This is a genomic window from Blautia sp. AF19-1, assembly GCF_003479155.1.
Taxonomy (GTDB): domain Bacteria; phylum Bacillota; class Clostridia; order Lachnospirales; family Lachnospiraceae; genus Fusicatenibacter; species Fusicatenibacter saccharivorans.
Genome location: NZ_QUGQ01000009.1, coordinates 74,276 through 99,269, shown reverse-complemented (window position 1 = coordinate 99,269; position 24,994 = coordinate 74,276). Strand labels below are relative to the sequence as shown.

The following is a 24,994-nucleotide window of genomic DNA, read 5'->3' as shown; positions in this document are numbered from 1 at the left end:
TGTTTCGTGCTAATGTCTCCATTATCTTCCCTTTTTCGTGTAACTTCTAGTTCCTTTCTTGTCCTTTCTCTGGTTGATATTGATATTTCGCCCAATTTCTGGTACAATATTCTTATCTTTTTTGATTATAATTGACGTATATTTCTATCACATCCTGGAGGTACTTATGGAATCCTGCTTTTACGAAACAATACACGAAACCGATCTGCTGCACGTCCGTTTTGAGCTGCAGGATGCGCCCGCTTTTGTTTTTCCGGCGCACTGGCACGAATATGTGGAAATTCTCTATCTGATCAGGGGACAGTTTTCCGCGATTGTCCAGGCAACGGAGTATCGGTTAAACGAGGGCGATCTGATTATCATCAACTCCGGCGACCTCCATATGACGCGCTCCAACACCTGTACATATCTTCTGCTGCAGATTTCCGCAAGCCAGATGCGCCAATATCTGCCGGACTTTGATACGATGCGTTTCGACACGATCATTCCCTACTCGGAACAGCCGGCTCCGCTCCGCGCACTGCTCTCGGAGATGAACGAGATCCGGCAGAATCCTTCCGATTCATACCAGCTTCTCTTTACCTCACGACTGTACGAATTTCTGTACCATCTCTGCCGGTCGTATTCCCACCAGATCCCTTCGGCATCCCTCACGGGTTCACAGCGCGATCTGCAGCGCGTGACACACGTTATGAACTGGGTGAAAGTGCATTACCCGGAACCGTTAAGCCTCGAAACAGCCGCGGATTCCCTGGCGCTCTCGAAAGAGTATTTCTGCCGGCTCTTTAAAAAGTATACCGGACAGACCTTTCTCGAATATCTGAACGATGTGCGCACGATGCACCTGTACGAAGATTTACAGAATTCCGACGAAACGATCACGGTACTGATGGAGAAAAACGGGCTGTCGAATTACAAAATTTTTATGCGGACCTTCAAAAAGCTGTATGGCTCTACACCTCAGAAAATGCGCTCGAACCGGATACGGCACGTATAAATTCTTTTGAAACTTACTGTTCTTATACACACTGAAAAGGCTGTGGAACATGATTGCTCATGTCCACAGCCTCTTTTTGATTTCGTTATTAAATTGTTTCGTAGAAAGTCTTTTATTTCGCGTAATCCGTTACACGGCTCTCGCGGATAACATTGACCTTGATCTGTCCCGGGTATTCCAGTTCAGCTTCGATCTGTTTCGAGATATCCCTTGCGAGCAGTACCATTTCAGAATCGGATACCTGCTCAGGAACAACCATGATGCGGACTTCTCTACCAGCCTGAATAGCAAAAGATTTTTCGACACCCTTGAACGAATTCGTGATGTCTTCCAACTGTTTTAATCTGTTGGTATATGTTTCGAGTGTTTCTCTTCTTGCACCCGGTCTTGCTGCGGAAATTGCATCCGCTGCCTGAACGATACATGCAATCAGAGACTGGGGCTCTACATCCCCGTGATGTGATTCTACTGTGTTGATCACAATCTGAGATTCTTTGTACTTTTTGCAGAGATCTGCACCGATCTGAATGTGAGATCCTTCTACCTCATGGTCGATGGATTTACCGATATCATGAAGCAGTCCGGCACGTTTTGCCATGCGGACATCGCATCCTACCTCTCCTGCGAGGAGACCGGAAAGCTGTGCTACCTCGATCGAATGCTTTAATGCATTCTGTCCGTAGCTGGAACGGAATTTCATTCTTCCAAGGAGACGGATCAGCTCCGGATGAAGTCCGTGTACACCGACTTCCAGTGCGGCTGCCTCGCCTTCCTCGCGAATATTCTGTTCTACTTCTTTGCGGGCCTTTTCTACCATCTCTTCGATGCGGGCCGGATGGATTCTTCCGTCTACGATCAGTTTTTCCAGAGCAATTCTTGCCACCTCACGGCGAATCGGATCGAATGAGGAAAGAACGACTGCTTCCGGTGTATCGTCGATGATCAGGTCAACGCCTGTCATGGTTTCGAGTGTACGGATGTTTCGTCCTTCACGGCCGATGATGCGGCCTTTCATTTCATCGCTCGGAAGCTGTACCACGGAGATGGTACTCTCAGATACGTGATCGACAGCACATTTCTGAATAGCTGTTACCACATACTCTTTTGCCTTACGGCCTGCTTCCTCTTTTGCTCTGCTCTCCAGCTCTTTGTAGAGCTTTGCTGTGTCGATTTTTACTTCGTCTTCCACAGATTTTAACAGATACTCTTTTGCTTCCTCGGAGGTAAAACCGGAAATTCTTTCCAGTTCCTGTACTCCTTTTTCGTGTAGACCGTCTACTTCCTTTTCTTTCTTTCTGACGCTTGCCTCTTTTGCTGCAATTTCGTTTTCACGACGCTCCAATACGTCCGCTTTTTTATCTACAGATTCTTCTTTCGATAAAACGCGCTTCTCATATTTCTGCAGTTCCGCTCTGCGCTCTCGGGTCTCTTTTTCTACTTCATTCTTCGTACGAAGAGACTCCTCCTTCGCCTCCAGCAGGGCTTCCCGTTTCTTAGTTTCGGCAGTTTTCAGTGCTTCATCTATGATGTTTCTCGCCTTTTCTTCCGCTGTGCCAATTTTCTCAGCATCCTGCTTGATTTTATTGTCCACAGCAATTTTCCTGGTAACAGGAACCGCAATAAGCAGCGTGACTACTACAGCAATGAATACCAGCAGAATTGTAATACCTGTACCCATTACCGGAGCACCTCCTTATTTAGTTTTCATTGCACATTTACAACACTACAATTTTATACTGTTTTCACAAATTTGTCAATGTTTTAAAAATATTCATGTAATTTATTGCACATAATTTCGCGGCATGTGGCGGAATCGCCGGGAATATTCAGGATTCTTCGTCAGCGGAATCTTGGTATTCTTCCAGTGCCCGACGGATTTCGGAACTGCCGAATCCCTTCCGCGTCAGAAAACCGGCGGCACGGCGGTACTCTTTTTCATCCAGCCGGTGCGGCGTGCCGAGCTTTGCGAAGGCGGCACTTTTTGCAAGTTCATACTCATCGCGGGCATCCTCCTGCTCTTCCAGGACGGATTCCACCAGTTCCCGGTCCACGCCTTTCTGTGCCAGCGCATAGAGGACTGCCTTTTTCCCTTTTTTCGCACCGCTGCCCGCAAGATACTGCTCCACGTATGCGCGGTCGTCGATATAGTGAAAGCTCTCCACGTACGAGACAGCCTCTTCAATGGCTCTCTCGGGATAGCCGTCTTTTCGTAACTTATCTTCCAGCTCTTTTTTCGTCCGCATCTGTCTGAGCAGCAGATACATCGCGCGGTGTTTGGCCCTTTTAGTCAGCACTTCCCCTGCCAGCTTTTCGTAAACCTCATCGGGAAGCTCCTCCTGCTCTTTGATGCGGGAAGCGCGGATTTCCCCGTTATAAAGAACCAGATCCTCTCCGTCATCGAAGAGGATCCGTGATTTCTTTTTATTCAGAGGACGAATCTCTGTCACAAACATTTATTCGTCGTCTCCTTCGGTTTCCGGAACTGCTGCTGTTTCTTCTGTGCCTTCCGGCGCTTCTTCCTTGATCAGGCCGTAAGCCACGCGCACTTTGTGCTCGATCTCATCCATGATTTCCGGATGCTCGCGCAGGTATGCTTTCGCATTTTCGCGTCCCTGGCCGATCTTGTCGCCGCCGTATGCGAACCATGCGCCGCTCTTCTGTACGATGCCGACGGAAGCTGCCAGATCCAGAACGTCTCCTTCTTTGGAGATTCCTTTTCCGAACATGATATCAAATTCTGCCTCGCGGAACGGCGGAGCTACTTTGTTTTTCACGACTTTGATTCTGGTACGGTTTCCGACCATCTCTCCGCCCTGCTTTAAGGCTTCAATTCTTCTGACATCGAGACGGATGGAAGAATAGAATTTCAGTGCACGACCGCCGGTTGTGGTCTCCGGATTTCCGAACATGACACCGACTTTTTCACGCAGCTGGTTGATAAAGATAACAATACAATTGGATTTGCTGATCGCTGCAGTCAGTTTCCGGAGTGCCTGAGACATCAGACGCGCCTGCAGTCCGACGTGGGAATCTCCCATGTCGCCGTCGATCTCGGCTTTTGGAACGAGGGCTGCAACAGAGTCCACGATGATGATGTCTACCGCACCGGAACGGACCATCGTCTCGGTGATCTCAAGTGCCTGCTCGCCGTTGTCCGGCTGTGAGATATAAAGGTTTTCAATATCAACACCGATGTTTTTGGCATAGGCCGGATCGAGCGCATGCTCTGCATCGATGAAGCCGGCGATTCCGCCGCGTTTCTGTACTTCGGCTACCATGTGGAGCGCTACGGTTGTTTTACCGGAAGACTCCGGTCCATATACCTCAATAATTCTTCCCTTCGGCACACCGCCAAGACCGAGTGCGATATCCAGGCTTAAAGAGCCGGTCGGGATGGTTTCCACGTTCATGTTTGCTGCGGAATCTCCGAGCTTCATGACAGCTCCTTTTCCGTACTGTTTTTCAATCTGTCCAAGTGCGGCATCGAGTGCACGCAGTTTATCTTCGTTATTATTTCCCATACTGAATATTCTCCTTACCACGCGAACGTCCGTTCGCTTCTGTATACATACTATTACAAATCTGCTTTGTTGTCAACTGTTTTTCTTGTGTCTTTTTTCAGCTCCCAAATCCTCTGCACCGGAGCTGCTTCGAATATATCCTTATGCACAAGTGTAGCATATTCCACTCTCCTGCTGCAACCCAAAAATACTGCAAAAAAATCCCGAAACGGCTTTTCTTTCCTCTTCTGCCATTTCGGGATTTTTTTCTTATTTTTCAGAATGCAGACCAGCTTATCCGATCAGCCAGTTGTACATTTCCTCGTACTGTTTTGCGGAATTCGCCCAGGAGAAATCCTGTACCATTGCGCGGTCGATCATCTTGTTCCACTCGCGTTTTTTGTCGTAATAGATGCGCTCTGCGTACCGCACGGTACCCATCATCTCATGCGCATTGTAGTTTGTGAAGCTGAATCCAGTTCCTGTTCCCTCGTACTCATTGTACGGCTCTACGGTGTCTTTGAGGCCGCCGGTCTCGCGGACGATCGGAAGGGTTCCGTAGCGGAGGCTCATGAGCTGGGAGAGTCCGCATGGCTCAAACAGGGACGGCATCAAGAAGGCATCGCAGGATGCATAGATCTTGTGTGACATTGCATCGGAATAGTAGATGTTTGCCGAAACCTTCTTGTCGTATTTCCATGCGAAGTGGCGGAACATGTTCTCGTAGCGCTCCTCGCCGGTTCCAAGGATCACAAACTGTACGGCATCCTGGCACATCTCATCCATCATATAGCTGATGAGGTCGAAGCCCTTCTGATCGGTCAGCCGGGATACGATACCGATCATCATCGTCTTCGGATTGACCTCGAGTCCTAACTCCTCCTGCAGTGCCAGTTTATTTTTCACTTTCTCTTTACGGAAGTTCTTTACATTGAAATTCTTTGCAATCTGAGCGTCTGTCTCCGGGTTCCACTCATTGTAGTCGAGTCCGTTTACAATACCGCGCAGATCGTTTGCTCTTGCACACATCAGACCGTCGAGTCCTTCGCCATAGAACGGGGTCTGAATCTCCTGCGCGTATGTATTGCTGACGGTGGTGATCGCATCTGCGTAAACCAGACCGCCCTTCAAGTAGCTGGCATCGTGTTTGAACTCCAGCTTATCCGGTGTGAAGTAGTAGTCGGAAAGGCCGGTAATGCTCTGAATCGTCTTGCGGTCCCAGATGCCCTGGAATTTCAGGTTGTGGATCGTCATGACGGTTTTGATTCCCCGATAGAATTCATCTGCCTGGAAACGCTCGTGCAGGTAAACCGGAACGAGACCGGTCTGCCAGTCGTGGCAGTGGATGAGATCCGGGCGGAAGCCGATGGTCGGTAAAATGGAAAGCGCTGCTTTACTGAAGTAAGCAAATTTTTCCAGATCCCACGGCATGCCCGCATATGGAGTGCTTCCTCCGAAATGCTCCTCGTTGTCGATAAAGTAGAATTTGATGCCTTCATATTCCATCTCGAAAATGCCGACATACTGCTGTCTCCAGTTCAGATCCATGTAGAAGTTTGTCACATACTGCATCTGATTTCTAAACTGTTCTTTGATTCCTGCGTATTTTGGAATCACCACGCGCACATCAAAATACTCTTTCGGGAAGTATTTCGGCAGAGAACCTACTACATCCGCCAGACCGCCTGTTTTGATGAACGGTACACACTCTGAAGCCACGAACAAAATATTTTTCATGAAAAGAATCCTCCTGTAATTTCATGCTGATTATCGCATCTTTGTTTTTCTGTAATTCCTTCCTTTTTGTCACGATCCTATGAAACGCGAAAGGATAATCAACGTCCTGTCTGTATTATACCGTACTTTGTCCAGAAAAAAAAGTCTAAACTTCTGTAATTTCTCCGTTTGTTCGGATTTTTTTGTTACTTTTTACTGATTTTTCAGTTCAAGACGTATTTTATCTGCAATTAATGCAATAAATTCAGAATTTGTCGGTTTACCCTTGCGGTTGTTCACGGTATAGCCGAACAGCTCGTCGATTGTGTCCATTTTGCCGCGGCTCCAGGCCACTTCAATCGCATGGCGGATGGCACGCTCGACACGACTTGACGTTGTCTGGTGGCGTTTCGCGATGGTCGGATAGAGAATCTTGGTAATGGAATTGAGCATTTCCGTGTCCTCTACGGAAAGCAGAATCGCATCGCGCAGGTACTGGTATCCTTTGATATGGGCAGGAACGCCGATCTCGTGGATCATATTTGTCACATCGATTTCCAGACTGTTTTCCGGCGGACAGATCGGCTCTTTTCCGGGGTTTGTAAAATTTCTTGGATGGTATCTTCTTACTGCTGTCATTCCTTTTGTTGCTTTGATCCGGTTCAGAAGAGTTTCGTTGTCGAACGGTTTTAAGACGTAATAGTAAGCGCCGAGCCGGAACGCATCTTCGGTGATCCTCTCCTCTCCTACGGCGGAGACAACGATAAAGGCAGGTCTTTTTTTCAGATTTTTATCCTCATTGACTTTCTCCATTACAGTCAGACCATCCATCTTCGGCATGAAAATGTCAAGCAGTACGACGTCCGGTTCTTTGTCGCGGATGATACTGTAGATATCATTTCCGTTTCCGGTCTGCCCGATCAGTTCAAGCGTGTCATCCTGTTTTATGACGTTCCCAAGCATTTCCTGCATGCGTTCGTTATCATCCGCGATGGCAATGTTGATCTTTTCCATAAAGCTCTCCTTTGCAAAAACTCATAGTCTTTCCGGAATTTCACTGCATCCGTTTTCTTCTGAACTTTTTCCAATCACACAGACATTATAATTTTATTTTTTCGCATTTTCAATATATTTCCCGTAATTTTTTGAAAATTCGATCGACATTTTCCGTAAAAATTCGGAAGTTTGTAACAATTTCAACCAAATTAACGCATATTTTTCAGTTCCGTGCAAGCATATTTTCCGCAAAGACACCGTAGCCTTTTTCTGGATGGTTTACGAAAACATGGGTAATGGCGCCGATCAGCCTTCCGTTCTGGAGCACCGGCGAGCCGGAATTTCCCTGTACGATGCCGCCGGTTTTCTGTAGCAGCCGTTGATCGGTAATTTCGAGCACAAAATTTTTGTTCGTATTCTCGCTTCCAAGATCGATTTCTGTAATCTCCGCCTCATACTCTTCTACTGTATTGTCCACGCACATCCGCACGGTGGCCGGGCCCGTCTCGATCTCCTGCCGATAGGCAATTTCCGTCACGGTAAGCGGCAGTGCACTGCTTTTTTCCCTGTCCAGAACGCCGTGGATACCGTAGATGGTATTCTCCGCCACTGATCCGATACGGTTCTTTTCTTCGTAATGGATCACACCCTGCAGTTCACCCGGTACACCCGCTTTTCCCGGGATCACAGACAGAATCTGTGTCAGATACAGTTCTCCGCCGTTCAATTGGAGCATTTTTCCGGTATCGACATCACTGATTCCATGGCCGAGCGCTGCAAAGGTTCCGTCCGGTTCCACGAAAGTCAGTGTTCCGATTCCCTGCATATTGTCGCGGACCCAGGCCCCGAGGCGGCAGGTGCCGTCCTGGCTTTTCTGCGGTGTCACCTGCACTTCGATCGTTTCCCCGTCCCGAAGCAGGGAAAGACACACCGGGGAACCGTTTGATACTTTTACTGCATCAATCAGCTCCTGCTTGCTGCGGATGCTCTGTCCGTTTACTTTTGTGATATAGTCGCCTTCCCGCAGAATATTTTCTGACGGACGGCTGACGGTTCCGTCGGACGAACGGATTTCGGCTGTACGGATCACCATCACACCGTCGGTCTCCATATAGATACCGACCGGCGCGCCGCAGACGGCAACTTTCGGCCGTTCTTCCTGGATCACACGGATCTTTTTCAGCGGGATCCCGGCGGCGGAACATTCTACAACCGTTTCACCCGTTTCTCCGAATTCGGTTTTTTCTGCTTCCTTCGTATCTTCCGAAATCGTCAGAAGCGGATGTTTCGTGAGCGGCTGAAACGGGCTTTCGCTGTTCTCATCCACATACATCGTATCCGGCAGGGATTCGCGCATGGCATCGTAGCCAAGAAGAACGGCGAGGATCAGAAACAGCGCCGCCAGCGCAAGCAGGACTCTTCGGTATTTTTGTTTTCTCGTCATTTGCATTCCCATCCTTTCCGCCGCAGGGCAGAACTGCGGCATTTCTTTTGTTTTCGCGGCGGTCGTCAAGTTCTCGTGCAGGCACGGACTTTGACTCGCCGCCCGCGAAAAAGAGGGAAACCACGCTTTGTTTCGTGATTTCCCTCTTAGTATGCGGACTTCTCTTTATTTGAGTCTTGCAGATTTTTGTACCTGTGCCAATTCCTTCATCTCGCTGGCATTTGCCAGAACAGAATCCGTAATTTTCGCGCCGCCGAGCATTCTTGCCAGTTCTCTGACAGAATCTTCCTCGGATAATGGATGGATCGATGTGACGGTCTCGTTTTCTTCGACGTTTTTTTCGATTTCAAAATGAGAATCTGCCATCGCTGCGATCTGCGGCAGATGGGTGATGCAGATGACCTGATGGCGCTGCCCGATCTGTGCCATTTTTTCGGAAACCTTCTGCGCCGTCCTTCCGCTGATTCCGGTGTCGATTTCATCGAAAATCAGGGTTTCTGTCTCGTCGCGGTCGGCAAGAATCGTCTTGATTGCAAGCATGATTCGCGACAGTTCACCGCCGGAAACAACTTTCGCCAGCGGACGGATCGCTTCGCCCGGGTTTGTGGAGATTAAGAACTCCACAGCATCGGTTCCGTTTTCGGTGTAGCTTTTTGTCTTTTCAAATGAAATTTCAAATGCGACATGCAGGAAATTCAGGTCGCGCAGACCTTCGATAATCTGTGTTTCGAGCCGTTTTGCATAGTTTCTGCGGATTTTGGACAGATTATGTGCGGCCGCATCCAGTTTCTGCTCCGTTTTCTGTAACTGCTCCTGCAGTGCGGCACGGCAGCTCTCAAAGTTTTCCAGTTTTTCCAGTTTTTTCTGCTGTTCTTCGCGATATGCGGTGATCTCTTCCATCGTCTTTCCATACTTTGCTTTCAGGCGGTTGATCTCATCGAGCCGCTTTTCCGTCTCGTAATACTCTTCTTCAGAAAAGGTCAGTTCGGAAAGATATGCGGAAATTTCGCGGTTGAAATCATTCAGCAGTCCGTCAATATCGGAAAGGGTCTGCGACGGACCGGAAAGTGCATCGTCGTACACCGCGGCCTGCTGTAGCTCCCGGATTGCGCGGCCGACCTGCTCCCCAGCGCTGTTCTCTGCACCGTAGCCGGTGATCGCATATACCGTCTGCAGAGATTCCGCGATCTTTTTCGCATGGCCCATTTTCCGGTACGCAGTTTCCAACGCTTCGTCCTCGCCCTCTTTTAGCTCTGCCTGATCAATCTCGTTGATTTCAAACGTAAGAAATGCTGTCTCCCGCTTTCTTGCCTCCTCGTCGAGTTCGTACGCCGAGAGCTCCTTTCGGACATTCTTCCACTCCTGGTACAGCGCCCGGACCTCTCCCTTTGCCGCGGCCGCCTCGGTTCCCGCAAACGCGTCAAGAATCGCGATCTGCCGGTCCGGATAGAGCAGCGACTGGTGCTCATGCTGGCCGTGGATGTCGAGCAGCAGGGACGCAAGAGCTTTTACCTGCGAGATATTGCATGCCTCGCCGTTGATGCGGCAGACGCTGCGGGATCCGGTGATCTTTCTGGAAATAATCACCTGTCCCTCCTCCGCCTCGAGATCCATCTCTTTTAACAGCTCCAGCACATGCGGATTTTCGGTTTCAAAGACCAGTTCCACCAGCGCGCTTGTCTCTCCCGTCCGGATCATCTCGCGGGATATCTTCTTTCCAAGCGCCGCGTTGATCGAACCGATCAGGATGGATTTTCCGGCTCCGGTTTCTCCGGTCAGTATATTCAGGCCCGGACCGAACTCCACTTCCGCTTCGTCGATCAGGGCCAGATTTTTTACGTGTAAGTTTGTGAGCATTCTTTTCCTCCGGTGTCACACCTGCTGTCATCTTTTTGTCTCTTTTTGCAGAGACGTGCGTTCTTTAGAACTCTTCGCCCGTCTCCTCCATGCCGTCCACCATTTTTTTCAGTCGTTCTGCTGCCACAAGCGCCGCATCATCGTCTCTTGCCACGCAGAGAATCGTATCGTCTCCGCCGATGCAGCCGACAATTTCATTCCAGTTCATCTCATCGAAAGCCGCTGCCGCCGCCATCGCCATTCCAGACACGGTTTTGATGACCAGAATATTCTTGGCAAGATCAACAGAAATAAACGCGTCTTTTAACACGCGCGCATAGCGGCTCCCAACCTCGGACGGTGCGTTCTGCAGAACCGCATAGCGGCTTCCGCCGTTCTCTTTTGGTACTTTTGTGAGCTTCAGCTGGCGGATATCCCTCGAAATCGTCGCCTGCGTTACGGCAAAGCCGCTCTCCTCCAGCTTCTTTGCCAGCTCCTCCTGTGTTTCAATATCATATTGGTTAATTAATTTGATAATCTGTGCATGTCTCGCGATTTTCATTTCAAGCATCCTTCCCCAGTAACTATATCTTAAATGTTTGCCATTTTCTTTCTTAATGTCTCCAGAAAACTGATGTTGCTGATTTTCACAATCAGAGTATCCCGTCTGGCCTTTTTGATCACGATCCGGTCGCCGGTTTTCATCGGAACGCGGGTGTCGCCGTCAAAATATGCCATGCCCTGTTCAATGCCGCCGTCTCTCGAAGGCCCGAGCTCCACCTCGATCACATCCTCTGCCGGAAAGACAATGCTTCTCGTATTCAGGGTGTGCGGGGCAAGCGGTGTCATCAGCATCAGGCTGGCTGACGGTGAGATGATCGGGCCGCCCGCGGAGAGGCTGTAGCCGGTCGAACCGGTCGGCGTTGCGATGATGATGCCATCGGCGCTGTAGGAATTTAAAAACTCCCCGTTGACGTAATTGTCGAACCGGACGACACGCAGGTTTCCCTCACGGGTGATCGTAATGTCGTTGAGTGCCGCGTCCTCCGCAATCAGCTTTCCGTCTCGGTAAATCGATCCGCAGAGCATCATGCGGTGCTCAATCGTATACTCATCCGCCATCAAATGATCCAGCGCCAGATAAAGCGTGTCACGGTCGATTTCCGCAAGATAGCCGAGCGTTCCCAGATTGATGCCGAGCAGTGGAATCTGTAAATCCACCACGTCGCCTGCTGCCTGCAGAAGCGTGCCGTCACCACCGAGCACCAGAATGCCGTCGATATCTGACGGAACCTTCGCCGGATCCGTATAATGGTATTTTTCCCCTTTTTCGCTGTTATCGCAGAGAAGACACGTTTTTCCGCGCTCCTCCAGATATTGCCTGATCTGGTCTGTCACGGTAAGGTCCGGGTCTTTTGCTCTGTTTGTGATCAGGTAAAATCGCTCCATATCATGCTCCTTAACCCTTTTATTTATCCAGTGTATCGTGTGCGCTCTTTACAACGGCGTCTACATCGACATTGGTCTCTTCCTCTGTCACGCCGTCCGGCAGCCGGACAAGGTGAACGAGATACTCGATATTTCCCTCCGGTCCTTTGATCGGAGAAAATTCCAGATGGCGCACGCCGAAGGAAATGCTTTTCGCATAGGAAATGACCATCTCAATGACTTCTTTGTGTACAGCCGGATCACGGACAACACCTTTTTTGCCGACTTTTTCGCGTCCTGCCTCAAACTGCGGCTTGATCAGAGCTGCAATTTCGCCGTTCTCTTCCATCAGATTCCGGACCGGAAGCAGCACCTTGGTCAGGGAGATAAACGATACGTCGATCGATACGAAGGACGGTCTCTCCTCGATATCCTCCGTCACGACGTAACGGATGTTCGTGCGCTCCATACAGACAACGCGCGGATCGTTCCGCAGCTTCCAGTCGAGCTGGCCGTGGCCGACATCCACGGAATATACCTTGACGGCGCCGTTCTGCAGCATACAGTCAGTAAAGCCGCCGGTGGATGCTCCGACATCCATGCAGACCTTTCCATCCAGGGTAAGGTTAAAGTTTTTCATTGCTTTCTCTAATTTTAAGCCGCCGCGGCTCACATACGGCAGTGGTTTTCCTTTTAAGACAATCTCCACTTCTTCCGGGAACATGGAACCGGCTTTGTCCTCCCGCTCATTGTCCACCAGAACTTCTCCTGCCATAATCATGGCTTTCGCTTTTTCCCGCGATGTGGCAAGGCCCCGTTCTACCAGTAATACATCTAATCGTTTTTTCATCTTTCTTCCTGCCCCCGTTTTCTGTAGTATTCCTCAATTCTGCCGCAGATATCTTCCGGCGTAAAGCCGACCTGTTTCATCTGGTATGATACACTTCCGTGCGGAATAAAGCGGTCCGGCAGTGCAATGATCTCCACGCCGAACGGAAGGTCTTCTTCCTCGGCAAAAGCAAGGACGCGCTCTCCAAAGCCGCCGTCTTTTACATTTTCCTCGAGTGTTACGACAAGCTCATACGTATCGGCAAAGCTTCGAAGAAGTTCTTCATCGATTGGTTTGACGAACCGCGCATTCACAAGCGCCGCATCCATATCCATCCGCTCTTTTAACTGTTTCTGCACTTCTTCTGCCATTTTTACCATACTGCCGACGGCAAGAAGTGCAACACGGCTTCCCTCATGGATCACTTCTGATTTTCCGAGGCAGATGGGCGCACGGAACTCTTTTAATCCCGTATACGCTTCCCCTCTCGGGTAGCGCACCGCGATCGGGCCGTCGTAATCGACCGCAAATTTGATCATATCCGAAAGCTCCCAGAGGTTCTTCGGTGCAAGAATTGTCATATTCGGCATCGAACCCAGATAGGAAAGGTCGAAAATGCCGTGGTGTGTCTCCCCGTCGTAGCCCACAAGACCGGCGCGGTCAATCGCAAAGACGACATGGAGATTCTGCATACAAACGTCATGCATGATCTGATCGTACGCCCGCTGCAGGAATGAAGAATAAATCGCAACGACAGGCGTAATGCCGCCGAGTGACAGTGCCGCTGCAAATGTCACCGCGTGCTCTTCTGCGATTCCCACATCGAAACAGCGGTCCGGGAACATGTTGGAGAAGCGTTTCAGTCCGACACCGGTCATCATCGCCGCCGTGACTGCCGCAACATCCTTTCTTCGATCTCCCATTTTCCGCATGACCGTGGAAAAGACATCCGTGTACGTCGGATTGGATTTTCCAACCGGCAATCCTGTTTTCACATCGAACGGACCCGCACCGTGGAATCTTGCCGGGTGGCGCATCGCCGGCTCATAGCCGCGGCCCTTCTGTGTCAGGACATGCACCAGAATCGGTCCTTCAAACCGTTTTGCTTCCTGGAAGGTCTTGATCAGCTGCGGAATGTTGTGGCCGTCCACAGGACCTAAATACGTAAGTCCCATATCCTCAAACAGCATGCCCGGAATGATGATCTGTTTGATGCTGCTTTTCGTCTTCCGCATCGCATCCACCATGCCAGGTCCGATGCCCGGAATGCGGTTCAATGCCTTTGTGACATCCATCTTGAAATCCGTGTACGCCGATGCCGTCCGAAGGCCGGACAGGTACGATGACATACCGCCGACATTCTCGGTGATCGACATTTCGTTGTCATTTAAAACGATAATAAAATTCGATTTCAGGCTGGCCGCATTGTTCAGCGCCTCGTACGCCATGCCGCCGGTCAGCGCACCATCTCCGATGATCGAAATAACGGAATAATTTTCTTTTTTCAGTTCCCGTGCACGCACATAGCCGACGCCTGCGGAAATCGAGGTCGAGCTGTGGCCGGTGTCGAATACATCGCAGTCACTCTCGCTCCGCTTCGGGAATCCGCTGATGCCGCCTTCCCGGCGCAGCGTTTCAAACCCGTCTTTCCGCCCGGTCAGAATCTTGTGCGTGTAGGACTGGTGTCCCACATCCCAGATCAGCTTGTCTTTTGGAAGATCGAAGACGCGGTGCATCGCAATCGTCAGTTCCACGACACCAAGATTGGACGCCAGATGGCCGCCGGTTTTACTCAAAGACTCGATAATAAATTCCCGGATTTCCTCTGCAAGCGCCGGAAGCTGGTCCGCCGGAATCTTCTTAATATCGTTTGGTTTCTGTATTTTTTCTAACATGAAATCATCCCTTACTTTTTTCTGGAAGTCAGAGATTCAAACAGCTCTTCCAGAAATATTTTATCTCCCGGACAGGACAGATTTTTCAGTTCGTCTACGGCCTCTTTCGTGAGCCGTTTTACCTCCTGCTCCGCCCCGTCTGTGCCAAACAGCGTCACATACGTTGTTTTTTCATTCTTTTCATCGCTGAAAACCGGCTTTCCAAGCTCCTCCATCGTGGATGTGACATCCAGGATGTCGTCCCGGATCTGGAACGCGATTCCGACTTTGGAGGCAATCCGGCAGAGCGCGTCAAGATCATCGTCGTTTGCTCCTGCAAGTGCCGCACCTGCCATCATGGCAGCCTCTAAAAGCGCCGAAGTCTTGTTCTCGTAAATGTAGTCCAGCATCTCACGGTCGATGGCGAAATGGCCGGCTTTTTCATTCATCACGTCAACACTCTGACCGCCCAACATGCCGGAAATTCCGGTTTTCTGACAGAGAATGCCAAAAGCACGCACTACGCGGTCGGTGTGCTCCTCCAGTGGAAAGGCTTTCCAGGCTGTCTCGTATGCATAGTTTAAAAGGGCGTCTCCTGCCAGCACGCCGACGGCCTCCCCGAAGACGACATGGGTCGTTTTTCTGCCGCGGCGGTAATCGTCGTTGTCGATCGCAGGGAGATCATCGTGGATCAGGGAATGGGTGTGAATCATCTCCATGGCTGCCATAAATGGTTTTACTGCCTCCCCGGTTCCGCCGAACAGACGGAAACTCTCCTGCAAAAGCAGCGGACGAAGCCTCTTTCCGCCCGCTGTCATACTGTAATTCATGGCTTTTGCCAGTTCCTTTGCAAAGCCTTCCTCTTTCGGCAGGTAAGCGGCAATGATACTTTCCGTTTCCCGCGTTTTTTCTTCGAGTACCGCTTTAAAATTCTCTGAATGTTCCATCCTCATTCATCTGGAGCATTTTTTTCTCGACGCGGTCAATTTTCTGACTGCATTCATTCAAAAGCTCCATTCCCTCCTTGTATAAACGAAAGGAGTCTTCCAGGCTGACATCGCTGCTCTCCAGCGTTTCGAGCATCTGATCCAGTTTTCCAAATGCTGCTTCCAGTGTCTCACCGGAAGGGGTTCCTTCTTCTTTTCTCTCTTCTGCTTCCATATTTCCCATGTTTTCTCGATTCTCTGCTTTTTCACGATTGTTCCATCCAGGATACGGCCGATGTCTTCTCTGCGCGCGCTGTGATCTTTCCGTCTGATACACAGATTTCGAGCAGATCACCTTCTTTGACATCCTGCACCGAAGTGATGGCTTTTCCTTCTTTTTCCACGTAGGAATAGCCCTGGTTCAGCTTGTCCAGCGGGGACAGACCCTTCATCGCCTGAATGTAAAGGGCAAGGCGGTGGCGCGCTTCTTTGAGCTTTTCTTCCATCGCATCTGTATACCGACGCTCCAGCTCGGCGTGGCGTGCTCTCTGGTCACGGATCTTATTTTCCGGTCCGAGATACTTCCACTTTGTCTCGTACTGCAGAAGGCGGCTTCTCGCTCTCTGCGTCTGGTTTGCCATCACATGGTTCATGCGGCTTTTATAATTTTCCAGTGTGTTGAGTACCGCGCGGACATCAGCGACCGCCAGCTCCGCCGCTGCGGACGGGGTCGGGGCGCGCAGATCTGCCACGAAATCGATGATCGTTGTGTCGGTCTCATGGCCGACGGCGGAGATCACCGGCGTATGGCAGGAAAAAACGGCACGCGCTACTTTTTCCTCATTGAACGCCCAAAGATCCTCGATCGAACCGCCTCCGCGGCCCACGATCAGCACATCCAGATTCAGTGCGTCCAGACGGCGTATGCCCTCCACGATACTGTCCGCCGCTCCCTCTCCCTGCACCAGGGCCGGGTAGAGGATGATCTGGACAAAGGGATTCCGGCGGAGTGCAATGTTTTTGATATCCTGCACAGCAGCTCCCGTCGGTGCTGTGACAACGCCGATTTTCTTTACATACGCAGGAATCGGCTGCTTGTACTCCGGGGCAAACATGCCCATCTCTTCCAGTTCTGCTTTTAGGGCCAGATACTTTTCGTATAAAAGGCCGGCGCCCTCTTTTGTGATCTCTTTTGCATAGATCTGATACTTTCCGTCCCGCTCATAGACGCTGATGCTGCCGCCGACAATCACGTTATCGCCGTCCCGCATCGGGAAGGCAAGGCCGCGCCGCGAACCGGCGAACATGACACAGGAAATGGTTCCTTCCGCATCTTTTAAGGAAAAATAGATGTGGCCGGACGGATGGTATTTACAGTTGCTTACTTCTCCGCTGACGTAAATCCGGCGGAGCATATAGTCCTGGTCAAAGATGTTTTTGATGTATGAATTGACCTGGCCTACGGTGTAAACATTCTGATTTTTATTTCTCATCTTCTTCTCTTGCCAGTTTTCCAAGAATACCGTTGATAAAGGACGGAGACTGGTCTCTGCCGAAGCGTTTTGCCAGCTCAACGGCCTCGTTGATGGCTACACCGACCGGAACGTCCTCGTCGAATTTCATCTCGTAAACGGCAAGACGCAGGATCGCCAGGTCTACTTTTCCCATACGGGTCGTTTTCCAGCCCTCGGAAGTACGGTTCAGCATCTCGTCGATTTCCGGGATGTGCTCGGTCACATGATGGTATTTCTCTTCCATATAGGTCTGATCTTTTTCGCTTACGGTTACTTCTTCATCCTCGTCGTTGTCGTCAGAGTACGTAAAGTAAAGAGACATCTGCTGCGGCATCTCCTCTTTCTCCTGGAACTCTGCGGTATAGAGAAGTTTAAAAATATTTTCGCGAAGTTTGCTTCTGTTCATTGTCTGTTTTAATTCCTTCCTGTATAGTTAATTAACTATTTTTCTTCCATTTCATCTGGCTCTGAATAGTTAACAAGAACCGCGGGGTTGTAAGGGGTCGCCTTATTCCCTCGCGGTTCGTTGTTTTTTATTTCGTCTGTTCCATATTCACGCCTGCAATGGCTACATTGACATCGGAAACTTCCAGGCCTGTCATATTCTCGATCGCTGTTTTTACTTTTTCCTGTACGTTTTTGCAGGTTGCCGGAATCTCGTATCCATATTTGAGATTGAGGGCAAGATCCACGCAGACAACGCCGTCGAGTACATCAACTTTGACACCCTTGGAAAGATTTTTCATGCCAAGCTTGCTGACTAATTCGTTGGTAATATTTCCGGCCATGGAGGCTACCCCGTCCACTTCCGTTGCCGCAAGTCCTGCGATAATAGCTACCACCTCGTCTGCAATCTGCACGGTTCCGATTCCTTCGTCATCATATATCGTATAAGTGTTTCTTTTCTGAATTTTTGCCTCTGCCATCTTAAAGAACCTCCTCCTTGGCTGACTTTCCTTTATTATACCAAAAGTTTTCCGAAAATAAAAGTTTTTTTTATTCTTCTTCCTGTGCCGCGCACCACTCGCGTGCTGCCGGCGTGTTGGCAAGGCCGCCCTGGCCGGTTTCGCGCAGACTCGGATGCATCTGGTCGCCGACTTCCCGCATCGCATCGATCACCTGATCCGGCGGAATGCGGCTTATGATTCCCGCAAGTGCCATGTCCGCCGCAGAAAGTGCATTCACGGAACCGATCACATTCCGTTTGACGCACGGGACCTCGACAAGACCGCCGACCGGGTCACACACGAGACCGAGCAGGTTCTTTAATGCCATCGCTGCCGCATGCGTGATCTGGGACGGAGTGCCGCCGCCAAGTGCGGTCAGTGCGCCTGCCGCCATCGCGCTTGCTGTTCCGATTTCGGCCTGGCAGCCGCCGGAAGCGCCCGCAATGTAGGCCCGCGCCGCAACGACCTGGCCGATACCGGCTGCCGTGTAGAGCGCACGCACGATCTGCTCATCCGCTGTCCCCTTCTCTTTCTGGTAATTCACGAGCACAGCCGGAAGCACACCGCACGCTCCTGCGGTCGGTGCTGCAACGATCCGCTTCATGCAGGCGTTTGACTCACCCATCGCAAGTGCAGATGCCATAACTTTTCCGACAAACGGTCCGCAGAGCGTGTTCCCGCTCTCGACATACGCGCGCATCGTCTTTCCGGCGCCGCCCACAAGACCGCTTCTCGACTGCAGCGAACCGTCATAATTCCGTTCAGCGCCTTTCATGGCTTCCCACATGCCGCGCATCGTCTCAATGGACTCTTCGCGGCTTACATTTCTCTCATTCATATCGTCCAGAAGGATGACTTCATCAAACGGCAGGTCTTTTTCCTGGCACTCTCGGACAATTTCTTCCAGTGAATTATAAGACATCGTCCTCTTCTCCTTCCGTTACGTTGATGTATGTTACCTTTACAATGCCCTCAAGATGCTCCAGCCATTCCAGCGACTCTTTGGGAAGCGGCTGATCCATCTCCACGACCATGACGGCCGATCCGCCTCTCTTGTCGCGGTAGAGGGACATATTCGCAATGTTGACTGACTTATGTGCCAGCATCGACGTAACCTCGGCTACGTGGCCCGGCTGGTCCAGATTGTGGACGATCAGGGTCGGAATCTCGCAGCTGCAGTTGACATCCAGCCCGTCGAGGCGGTTGATCATGATACGGCCGCCGCCAAGGGAGCACGCCTGCACCTCGAGCGTCCGGCCGCTCTTTCCCTTTACTTCCAGAACGACGCTGTTCGGATGGGCACTCGTCAGATTGGCGATGCCGAATGAATAGGAAAGACCCATCTTCCGGGCAATTTCAAAGCTGTCCGGAATCCGCTCGTCATCCGGCCGCATGCCGAGAAGACCCGCGACGAGACCGCGGTCCGTTCCATGGCCCTTTCCCGTTGCGGCAAAGGAACCGTACATCAGTATTTTTGCTTCCACCGGCTGTTCCCCGAGAAGTTTCTGCGTCATCCATCCAATCCGCACTGCCCCCGCTGTGTGCGAACTCGACGGACCGACCATCACAGGGCCCAGAATATCGAATAAGTTCATTCCTTCTCCTTTTTAAGCGGCATCCCGCTCTTTTGTTCTTAGTTTTTGCTGAATTCGGTCAGCACAAGGTCTTTGTTTCGATCCTGTACCATGCCGACACTCCACGGATTGACAAAGAGAAGCAGCGGATTTCCCTTGAGGTCCATGACCTTCTTCATATCGGATGTACCCTGAATACGGTCCAGGTTGATCTCCTCTTTGTTTGCGATCCAGCGGATGTGCTCATACGGCAGGTTCTCCAGACGGATATCCACGTTGTACTCATTCTCCAGACGGTATTTTAAAACGTCAAACTGCAGGACGCCGACAACGCCGACGATGATCTCCTCCATGCCGCCTTTGTACTCCTGGAAAATCTGGATCGCACCTTCCTGTGCAATCTGGGAAATTCCCTTGACGAACTGTTTTCTCTTCATCGTATCGAGCTGGCGCACTCTTGCAAAATGCTCCGGCGCGAAGGTCGGAATTCCCTCGTATGCGAATTTTCTGCCCGGCATACAGATCGTATCTCCGATGGAGAAGATACCCGGGTCAAATACACCGATGATATCGCCGGCGTATGCTTCATCAACAATATGACGGTCACTCGCCATCATCTGCTGCGGCTGGGAAAGACGCATTTTCTTTCCTCCCTGCACATGGAAGACTTCCATTCCGGCGTCGAATTTGCCGGAGCAGATGCGCATGAATGCGATACGGTCACGGTGTGCTTTGTTCATGTTTGCCTGGATTTTAAAGACAAACGCAGAGAAATCCTCTTTGACCGGATCGATCACGCCGCAGTCTGCCGTACGCGGAAGCGGCGGCATCGTCATCGTGAGGAAGTGCTGCAGGAAAGTCTCCACACCAAAGTTGGTGAGCGCAGATCCGAAGAATACCGGGGAGAGCTCTCCCTTGCTGACAAGCTCCTGGTCAAACTCTGCACTTGCGCCGTCGAGCAGCTCGATCTCATCCATAAGCTGTTCTTTCTGGTCCTCATCGACCACATCGAGAAGATGCGGATCGTCGATATCAATTTCTTCCTCGATACCTTCCTTCGTTCCCTTCATTGTATCGGAGAAGGTAAGGACTTTCTTTTTGTCACGGTCGTAAACACCGCGGAATTTCTTTCCGGAACCGATCGGCCAGTTGATCGGGCAGGTTGCAATGCCGAGCTCTTTTTCGATCTCGTCGAGCAGCTCGAAGGTATCGTTCGCATCGCGGTCCATCTTGTTGATGAAGGTAAAGATCGGGATGTGGCGCATGACACAGACTTTAAACAGCTTTCTGGTCTGTGCCTCGACACCCTTCGATGCATCAATAACCATGACGGCGGAATCGGCTGCCATCAGGGTACGGTACGTATCCTCCGAGAAGTCCTGGTGTCCCGGGGTATCCAGAATGTTGATGCAGTAGCCGTCGTAATTGAACTGCAGAACGGAAGAGGTAACGGAAATACCACGCTCTTTCTCGATCTCCATCCAGTCGGATACGGCATGGCGCGCAGTCGCTTTTCCTTTTACGGAACCGGCGAGATTGATCGCTCCTCCGTACAGCAGGAATTTCTCAGTCAGTGTGGTTTTACCGGCATCCGGGTGGGAAATGATGGCAAAGGTACGCCGTCTTTCAATTTCTTTTGTATAATCAGGCACGGTTTTATCTCCTTTAGAATATAAAATCTTATTTACTATGTTTTCCATGTTTATGCTTTTTAGACATACTAATTTATTCTATTATATGCCACCATTCCTGTCAATCGTTATCTTGACAGTTCATTCATAATCGAAGCATAAATCTTCTGACTCCGGTTTTCCCAGTTGCTGCAGATCTTTTTGGCCGCCTCCTCGGACGGAACCGTCACGACAATCTCAAAAATAGTCGTCTTCCGCTCTCTTGCCTGACAGCGGACCTCGTAGTCATCTCCCGCGGTCTTGTAGTAATCGGCCACAACGGACGCTTTTTTCCGCAGTTCATAGGAGTGTTCCTTCATATAGCGGTCGATTTCCTCCCGGATTTCCGGAGAGATCTCGTTTTCGAAGAAGGAAAGCGTCTTGCTGCCCTCCTCAGTCATGTGGTAGTACGAGGTGTTGCGCACCTTCTCGATCTCGATCAGCTTTGTATCCTGCAGCTCGCTTAACGCCTCCTGGAGATGAAAGTAGTTCGTGTACTCTTTTTCCAGGATAAAATCCGAAATCTGTGTATTTGACAGCGGAAAATTCACATTCTGCAGCATGTAGAGAATAATCAGTTTGTATAACGTAAAGGATGATTCAATCACGGTGTGTTTCCTCCTTTTTCTTCGTCCAGAAGCTGTCCCTGATACGCATGTTCTTCTTTCATGCGATGATGCAGCTCATTTAAGACGGTGCGTTTTGCCTGGCTCCATGTTGGTGCAATCAGAAGATCCCCGGGGCCGTCTCCCGTCACACGGTGGATCACAAGATCGGGACGGAGGCGCCGCAGGCAGTCGATGACAAGGGTAAGATACGCCTCCTGCTCCAGCACCTCAAATTTTCCGGCCGCGTAGTCCGCCGCAAGATCCGTGTTTTTCAGCACATGAAGCAGCTGAAGCTTGATGCCGGAAATGGAAAGTCCATTCAGGTAATCCATTGTTGCAAAGACTTCTTCCTGTCCCTCCCCCGGCAGACCGAGGATCGTGTGGACAATCACGGGAATCCCCCGCCTGTGCAGCTCGTTTACTGCCTGTTCAAAACAGGAAAGCGGATAGCCCCTTCGGATATACTGTGCCGTTTTTTCATGCATCGTCTGCAGTCCCAGCTCCACCCAGACCGGTTTGATCCGGTTCAGCTCTTCTAACAGAGAAAGAACCTCTTCCCCTAAGCAGTCCGGTCTCGTTCCGATCGAAAGGACCACGACCTCCTCGTCCGAAATTGCCTCCCGGAAAATTTTTTCCAGATATTCCACCGGCGCGTACGTGTTCGTATACGCCTGGAAATAGGCGATGAACTTATGCACCGGCCGCTTTTGCTGCAGGAGGGATTTCTGCTCCCGGATCTGTTCCGGGATGGATTTGTTTCTGTCCCCGGCAAAATCACCGGAGCCGCCCGCACTGCAGAAAATACAGCCCCGTTCCCCACAGGTGCCGTCCCGGTTCGGACACGTCATCCCGCCGTCGAGCGAGAGCTTGTACACTTTTTCCCCGAACGTCTTTTTCAGATAGGCGTCCAGCGAATAATACGGCTTTCCAAGCCAGTCTGTCATGATTTCTTCCCCTTTTATTCGATGTCTTTTCCAATTTTTTTGAAGTTTTCCCGGATCTTCTGCTCATAGCCGTTCGTTCCAAGATGAAGGAAACGGCTTCCTAAGATCTCGTCCGGCAGATACTGCTGCTCGACGTAGTGATTCGGGTAATCATGTGCATACTGATAGCCTTGACCGTGGCCGAGTTTGGCAGAACCTTTGTAATGGGCGTCCTGCAGATGCGGCGGAACCGACGTCCGCACACTTCCGACCGTCTTCATCGCCGCAAAGACTGCCTCGCACGAAGAATTACTCTTCGGTGCACAGGCAACATACGTGGCTGCCTCCGCCAGAATAATCTGCGCCTCCGGCATGCCGACGCGTTCCACGGCAAGGGACGCGGAAACTGCTACATTTAAGGCATTCGGATCGGCAAGGCCGACATCCTCCGCCGCGCAGATCATGATGCGGCGGGCGATAAACTTGATATCCTCCCCGGCATACAGCATTTTGGCCAGATAAAAGACCGCCGCATCCGGGTCAGAACCACGCATGCTCTTGATAAATGCAGAGATCGTATCGTAATGCTGATCGCCCGTCTTGTCGTACCGCACGACGCGTTTCTGGATGCACTCCGATGCCGTTTCGAGATCGATATGGATTTTTCCGTCCGCCTGACGTTCCGTCGAGAGGACGCCCAGCTCGATTGCATTTAAGGCCGCTCTCGCGTCACCGCCTGCGATGTCGGCGAGGAACTCTTTTGCATCCGCATCGAGCACAACGTTGTACGTCCCGAGCCCCTTTACCGGGTCCGTCACCGCGCGCTCCAGCAGTTTTTCGATGTCCTCTTTTTCGAGCGGCTTTAATTCAAAGATAATGGAACGCGAAATCAGCGCCCCGTTGACCTCGAAATACGGGTTTTCCGTCGTCGCGCCAATCAGAACGAGTGTGCCGTCCTCCACAAACGGAAGCAGATAATCCTGTTGCCCCTTGTTGAAGCGGTGGATCTCGTCGACAAAAAGAATCGTCTTTTTGCCGTACATGCCGATCCGCTGCTGCGCTTCTTTTACGACTTCTTCCATATCCTTTTTGCCGGCTGTCGTGGCATTCAGCTGGGTAAACTCTGCGCTTGTCGTGTTGGCGATGACGCGGGCAAGCGTCGTTTTTCCCGTTCCCGGAGGGCCGTAGAAAATGACGGAGCCGAGTTTATCCGCCTTGATCGCACGGTACAACAGCTTTCCAGGGCCGATGATGTGCTCCTGTCCAACCACCTCGTCCAGCGTTGTCGGGCGCATGCGCGATGCGAGGGGGGACTCTTTTTCCATTGTGGTTTCTTTCATATAATCAAACAAATCCATGTATTTTTCACCCCATTTTTCTTCCTGCCATTTATCTTATCACATTTTGGCGGGTATCCTCAACCCCTTAATCTCGGATTCTCCGCAACTATGTTCGATGGAATCCGCGAAAGCTATTCTTCAATCAGCTCACGCACCGTCACAAACGTGTATCCCTCTTCTTTTAATTCTTTTACGATCCGCCGCAGCGCTTCCACCGTCGCGCGGTAGCCGTCATGCATGAGAATAATGCTACCATCCTTCACATTCGGAAGCACCGCGCTGCAGATCGACGCAGTGTTCTGGCTCTCCCAGTCGCGGGAATCCACATCCCAGAGTACCGGGATCATCGTCACTGCAAGGTCCAGCCCCTCTCTCCATTCCCCGAACGGCGGACGGATATAGACGGGATATTCCCCTGTGATCTCGTAGATTGCATTGCTTGTTTTCACGACCTCCTCCCTCGCTTCCTCTTCTGATACTTTCGTAAGCTGAACATGATGAAACGTATGATTTCCGATCAGATGGCCTTCCGCATGCATCCGGCGGACGATTTCTTCGTTTCCGGCAAGACACTGCCCCTGCAGAAAAAACGTTGCCGGAATTTCATTTTCTTTTAAAATTTCAAGCACCTCCGGCGTATAGCACGCATTCGGCCCGTCATCAAATGTCAGCGCCGCACGGCGGGGCACACTTTTTTCTACTTCCGCCGCTGTCTCTTTCGCGCCTTCTCTTTCACACCGTGCCAGCTCTGCAAACAGAATAGCCGCCATTATCACAGCCAGAAGCGGCAGAGGAACGTGCCGCACTTTTCGGAATCTCCGCATGGTCTGCCCTTCGCACTTTCTTCTGCATTCTCTGTATTATATGAAAAA

Annotated in this window: 24 protein-coding genes; 1 reads left to right on the top strand and 23 read right to left on the bottom strand. The window is 50.8% G+C overall.

Annotation, left to right across the window (positions count from 1 at the left end; all coding sequences use genetic code 11):
- Nucleotides 1–166: 166 nt before the first annotated feature.
- Nucleotides 167–997 (top strand): helix-turn-helix transcriptional regulator, encoded by an 831-nt coding sequence (locus tag DWX26_RS08050; protein WP_117760398.1) that lies wholly within the window; start codon nucleotides 167–169, stop codon nucleotides 995–997.
- A 112-nt stretch (nucleotides 998–1,109) separates the two neighbouring features.
- On the opposite strand, the gene rny is transcribed toward DWX26_RS08050, so the two are convergent.
- The 23 genes from rny to DWX26_RS07935 all read right to left on the bottom strand — a co-directional run bounded on the left by rny (nucleotide 1,110) and on the right by DWX26_RS07935 (nucleotide 24,946).
- Nucleotides 1,110–2,675: a ribonuclease Y gene (gene rny, locus DWX26_RS08045; RefSeq protein ID WP_022463336.1), complete on the bottom strand. Its 1,566-nt coding sequence runs from the start codon at nucleotides 2,673–2,675 to the stop codon at nucleotides 1,110–1,112.
- Nucleotides 2,676–2,823: 148 nt separating this feature from the next.
- A complete protein-coding gene (locus DWX26_RS08040; RefSeq protein WP_117760399.1) occupies nucleotides 2,824–3,450 on the bottom strand; it encodes a regulatory protein RecX in 627 nt (208 codons plus the stop codon).
- A complete protein-coding gene (gene recA, locus DWX26_RS08035; protein ID WP_022463338.1) occupies nucleotides 3,451–4,518 on the bottom strand; it encodes a recombinase RecA in 1,068 nt (355 codons plus the stop codon).
- Nucleotides 4,519–4,791: 273 nt separating this feature from the next.
- The gene (glgA, locus tag DWX26_RS08030; protein WP_118601205.1) at nucleotides 4,792–6,234 is read right to left on the bottom strand and encodes a glycogen synthase GlgA; all 1,443 of its coding nucleotides are present in this window, start codon (nucleotides 6,232–6,234) and stop codon (nucleotides 4,792–4,794) included.
- Nucleotides 6,235–6,426: 192 nt separating this feature from the next.
- Nucleotides 6,427–7,227 (bottom strand): sporulation transcription factor Spo0A, encoded by an 801-nt coding sequence (spo0A, locus tag DWX26_RS08025; protein ID WP_055218233.1) that lies wholly within the window; start codon nucleotides 7,225–7,227, stop codon nucleotides 6,427–6,429.
- Nucleotides 7,228–7,432: 205 nt separating this feature from the next.
- Complete coding sequence (spoIVB, locus tag DWX26_RS08020) at nucleotides 7,433–8,653, bottom strand: SpoIVB peptidase (RefSeq protein ID WP_070103244.1); 1,221 nt, start codon at nucleotides 8,651–8,653, stop codon at nucleotides 7,433–7,435.
- 165 nt (nucleotides 8,654–8,818) lie between these two features.
- A complete protein-coding gene (gene recN, locus DWX26_RS08015; protein ID WP_118601204.1) occupies nucleotides 8,819–10,510 on the bottom strand; it encodes a DNA repair protein RecN in 1,692 nt (563 codons plus the stop codon).
- Nucleotides 10,511–10,574: 64 nt separating this feature from the next.
- Nucleotides 10,575–11,051 carry an arginine repressor gene (gene argR / locus DWX26_RS08010; protein ID WP_055218239.1) on the bottom strand — a complete coding sequence of 159 codons (477 nt, stop codon included), beginning with the start codon at nucleotides 11,049–11,051 and terminating at the stop codon, nucleotides 10,575–10,577.
- Nucleotides 11,052–11,080: 29 nt separating this feature from the next.
- Entirely contained in the window at nucleotides 11,081–11,938 is an 858-nt protein-coding gene (locus DWX26_RS08005) for an NAD(+)/NADH kinase (RefSeq protein ID WP_055218241.1), read from the bottom strand.
- A gap of 19 nt (nucleotides 11,939–11,957) precedes the next feature.
- A complete protein-coding gene (locus DWX26_RS08000; RefSeq protein ID WP_022463346.1) occupies nucleotides 11,958–12,767 on the bottom strand; it encodes a TlyA family RNA methyltransferase in 810 nt (269 codons plus the stop codon).
- A complete protein-coding gene (dxs, locus tag DWX26_RS07995) occupies nucleotides 12,764–14,641 on the bottom strand; it encodes a 1-deoxy-D-xylulose-5-phosphate synthase (RefSeq protein ID WP_022463347.1) in 1,878 nt (625 codons plus the stop codon). Before dxs ends, DWX26_RS08000 begins: the two co-directional genes overlap by 4 nt.
- Nucleotides 14,642–14,652: 11 nt before the next feature.
- Nucleotides 14,653–15,567, bottom strand: a complete 915-nt coding sequence (locus tag DWX26_RS07990; protein WP_330422993.1) for a polyprenyl synthetase family protein — start codon at nucleotides 15,565–15,567, stop codon at nucleotides 14,653–14,655.
- On the bottom strand, nucleotides 15,545–15,790 hold the full coding sequence (gene xseB, locus DWX26_RS07985; protein WP_226906307.1) for an exodeoxyribonuclease VII small subunit: 246 nt from the start codon (nucleotides 15,788–15,790) through the stop codon (nucleotides 15,545–15,547). The genes DWX26_RS07990 and xseB overlap by 23 nt, the downstream gene beginning before the upstream one ends.
- Before the next feature lie 22 nt (nucleotides 15,791–15,812).
- Nucleotides 15,813–17,039 carry an exodeoxyribonuclease VII large subunit gene (gene xseA, locus DWX26_RS07980; RefSeq protein ID WP_118601202.1) on the bottom strand — a complete coding sequence of 409 codons (1,227 nt, stop codon included), beginning with the start codon at nucleotides 17,037–17,039 and terminating at the stop codon, nucleotides 15,813–15,815.
- Nucleotides 17,029–17,466, bottom strand: coding sequence for a transcription antitermination factor NusB (nusB, locus tag DWX26_RS07975; protein ID WP_022463351.1), 438 nt, complete (start codon nucleotides 17,464–17,466; stop codon nucleotides 17,029–17,031). The genes xseA and nusB overlap by 11 nt, the downstream gene beginning before the upstream one ends.
- Nucleotides 17,467–17,593: 127 nt before the next feature.
- Nucleotides 17,594–17,986, bottom strand: coding sequence for an Asp23/Gls24 family envelope stress response protein (locus DWX26_RS07970; RefSeq protein ID WP_022463352.1), 393 nt, complete (start codon nucleotides 17,984–17,986; stop codon nucleotides 17,594–17,596).
- A 70-nt stretch (nucleotides 17,987–18,056) separates the two neighbouring features.
- Complete coding sequence (sdaAA, locus tag DWX26_RS07965) at nucleotides 18,057–18,929, bottom strand: L-serine ammonia-lyase, iron-sulfur-dependent, subunit alpha (protein ID WP_055228454.1); 873 nt, start codon at nucleotides 18,927–18,929, stop codon at nucleotides 18,057–18,059.
- The gene (gene sdaAB, locus DWX26_RS07960) at nucleotides 18,919–19,602 is read right to left on the bottom strand and encodes an L-serine ammonia-lyase, iron-sulfur-dependent subunit beta (RefSeq protein WP_055218253.1); all 684 of its coding nucleotides are present in this window, start codon (nucleotides 19,600–19,602) and stop codon (nucleotides 18,919–18,921) included. The genes sdaAA and sdaAB overlap by 11 nt, the downstream gene beginning before the upstream one ends.
- A gap of 38 nt (nucleotides 19,603–19,640) precedes the next feature.
- The gene (locus DWX26_RS07955; protein ID WP_117804017.1) at nucleotides 19,641–21,233 is read right to left on the bottom strand and encodes a peptide chain release factor 3; all 1,593 of its coding nucleotides are present in this window, start codon (nucleotides 21,231–21,233) and stop codon (nucleotides 19,641–19,643) included.
- Between the two features lie 107 nt (nucleotides 21,234–21,340).
- Entirely contained in the window at nucleotides 21,341–21,859 is a 519-nt protein-coding gene (locus DWX26_RS07950) for a DUF4364 family protein (RefSeq protein WP_022462531.1), read from the bottom strand.
- The gene (locus DWX26_RS07945) at nucleotides 21,856–22,803 is read right to left on the bottom strand and encodes a TIGR01212 family radical SAM protein (protein WP_118601201.1); all 948 of its coding nucleotides are present in this window, start codon (nucleotides 22,801–22,803) and stop codon (nucleotides 21,856–21,858) included. Before DWX26_RS07945 ends, DWX26_RS07950 begins: the two co-directional genes overlap by 4 nt.
- 14 nt (nucleotides 22,804–22,817) lie before the next feature.
- A complete protein-coding gene (locus DWX26_RS07940; RefSeq protein ID WP_022462529.1) occupies nucleotides 22,818–24,140 on the bottom strand; it encodes a replication-associated recombination protein A in 1,323 nt (440 codons plus the stop codon).
- A 113-nt stretch (nucleotides 24,141–24,253) separates the two neighbouring features.
- Nucleotides 24,254–24,946, bottom strand: a complete 693-nt coding sequence (locus DWX26_RS07935) for a polysaccharide deacetylase family protein (protein ID WP_117509113.1) — start codon at nucleotides 24,944–24,946, stop codon at nucleotides 24,254–24,256.
- Between the last annotated feature and the right edge of the window lie 48 nt (nucleotides 24,947–24,994).

Bases quoted from the DNA above. Each gene is read 5' to 3' on its own strand.
- xseA (WP_118601202.1), bottom strand. From the start codon at position 17,039: ATGAGAAATAAAAATCAGAATGTTTACACCGTAGGCCAGGTCAATTCA.
- dxs (WP_022463347.1), bottom strand. From the start codon at position 14,641: ATGTTAGAAAAAATACAGAAACCAAACGATATTAAGAAGATTCCGGCG.
- DWX26_RS08040 (WP_117760399.1), bottom strand. From the start codon at position 3,450: ATGTTTGTGACAGAGATTCGTCCTCTGAATAAAAAGAAATCACGGATC.
- nusB (WP_022463351.1), bottom strand. From the start codon at position 17,466: ATGAACAGAAGCAAACTTCGCGAAAATATTTTTAAACTTCTCTATACC.
- DWX26_RS07970 (WP_022463352.1), bottom strand. From the start codon at position 17,986: ATGGCAGAGGCAAAAATTCAGAAAAGAAACACTTATACGATATATGAT.
- DWX26_RS08000 (WP_022463346.1), bottom strand. From the start codon at position 12,767: ATGAAAAAACGATTAGATGTATTACTGGTAGAACGGGGCCTTGCCACA.
- xseB (WP_226906307.1), bottom strand. From the start codon at position 15,790: ATGGGAAATATGGAAGCAGAAGAGAGAAAAGAAGAAGGAACCCCTTCC.
- DWX26_RS07945 (WP_118601201.1), bottom strand. From the start codon at position 22,803: ATGACAGACTGGCTTGGAAAGCCGTATTATTCGCTGGACGCCTATCTG.
- DWX26_RS08005 (WP_055218241.1), bottom strand. From the start codon at position 11,938: ATGGAGCGATTTTACCTGATCACAAACAGAGCAAAAGACCCGGACCTT.
- glgA (WP_118601205.1), bottom strand. From the start codon at position 6,234: ATGAAAAATATTTTGTTCGTGGCTTCAGAGTGTGTACCGTTCATCAAA.
- sdaAB (WP_055218253.1), bottom strand. From the start codon at position 19,602: ATGAACTTATTCGATATTCTGGGCCCTGTGATGGTCGGTCCGTCGAGT.
- recA (WP_022463338.1), bottom strand. From the start codon at position 4,518: ATGGGAAATAATAACGAAGATAAACTGCGTGCACTCGATGCCGCACTT.
- rny (WP_022463336.1), bottom strand. From the start codon at position 2,675: ATGGGTACAGGTATTACAATTCTGCTGGTATTCATTGCTGTAGTAGTC.
- DWX26_RS07940 (WP_022462529.1), bottom strand. From the start codon at position 24,140: ATGGATTTGTTTGATTATATGAAAGAAACCACAATGGAAAAAGAGTCC.
- argR (WP_055218239.1), bottom strand. From the start codon at position 11,051: ATGAAAATCGCGAGACATGCACAGATTATCAAATTAATTAACCAATAT.
- DWX26_RS07990 (WP_330422993.1), bottom strand. From the start codon at position 15,567: ATGGAACATTCAGAGAATTTTAAAGCGGTACTCGAAGAAAAAACGCGG.
- DWX26_RS08050 (WP_117760398.1), top strand. From the start codon at position 167: ATGGAATCCTGCTTTTACGAAACAATACACGAAACCGATCTGCTGCAC.
- spo0A (WP_055218233.1), bottom strand. From the start codon at position 7,227: ATGGAAAAGATCAACATTGCCATCGCGGATGATAACGAACGCATGCAG.
- sdaAA (WP_055228454.1), bottom strand. From the start codon at position 18,929: ATGTCTTATAATTCACTGGAAGAAATTGTCCGAGAGTGCCAGGAAAAA.
- DWX26_RS07935 (WP_117509113.1), bottom strand. From the start codon at position 24,946: ATGCGGAGATTCCGAAAAGTGCGGCACGTTCCTCTGCCGCTTCTGGCT.
- recN (WP_118601204.1), bottom strand. From the start codon at position 10,510: ATGCTCACAAACTTACACGTAAAAAATCTGGCCCTGATCGACGAAGCG.
- spoIVB (WP_070103244.1), bottom strand. From the start codon at position 8,653: ATGACGAGAAAACAAAAATACCGAAGAGTCCTGCTTGCGCTGGCGGCG.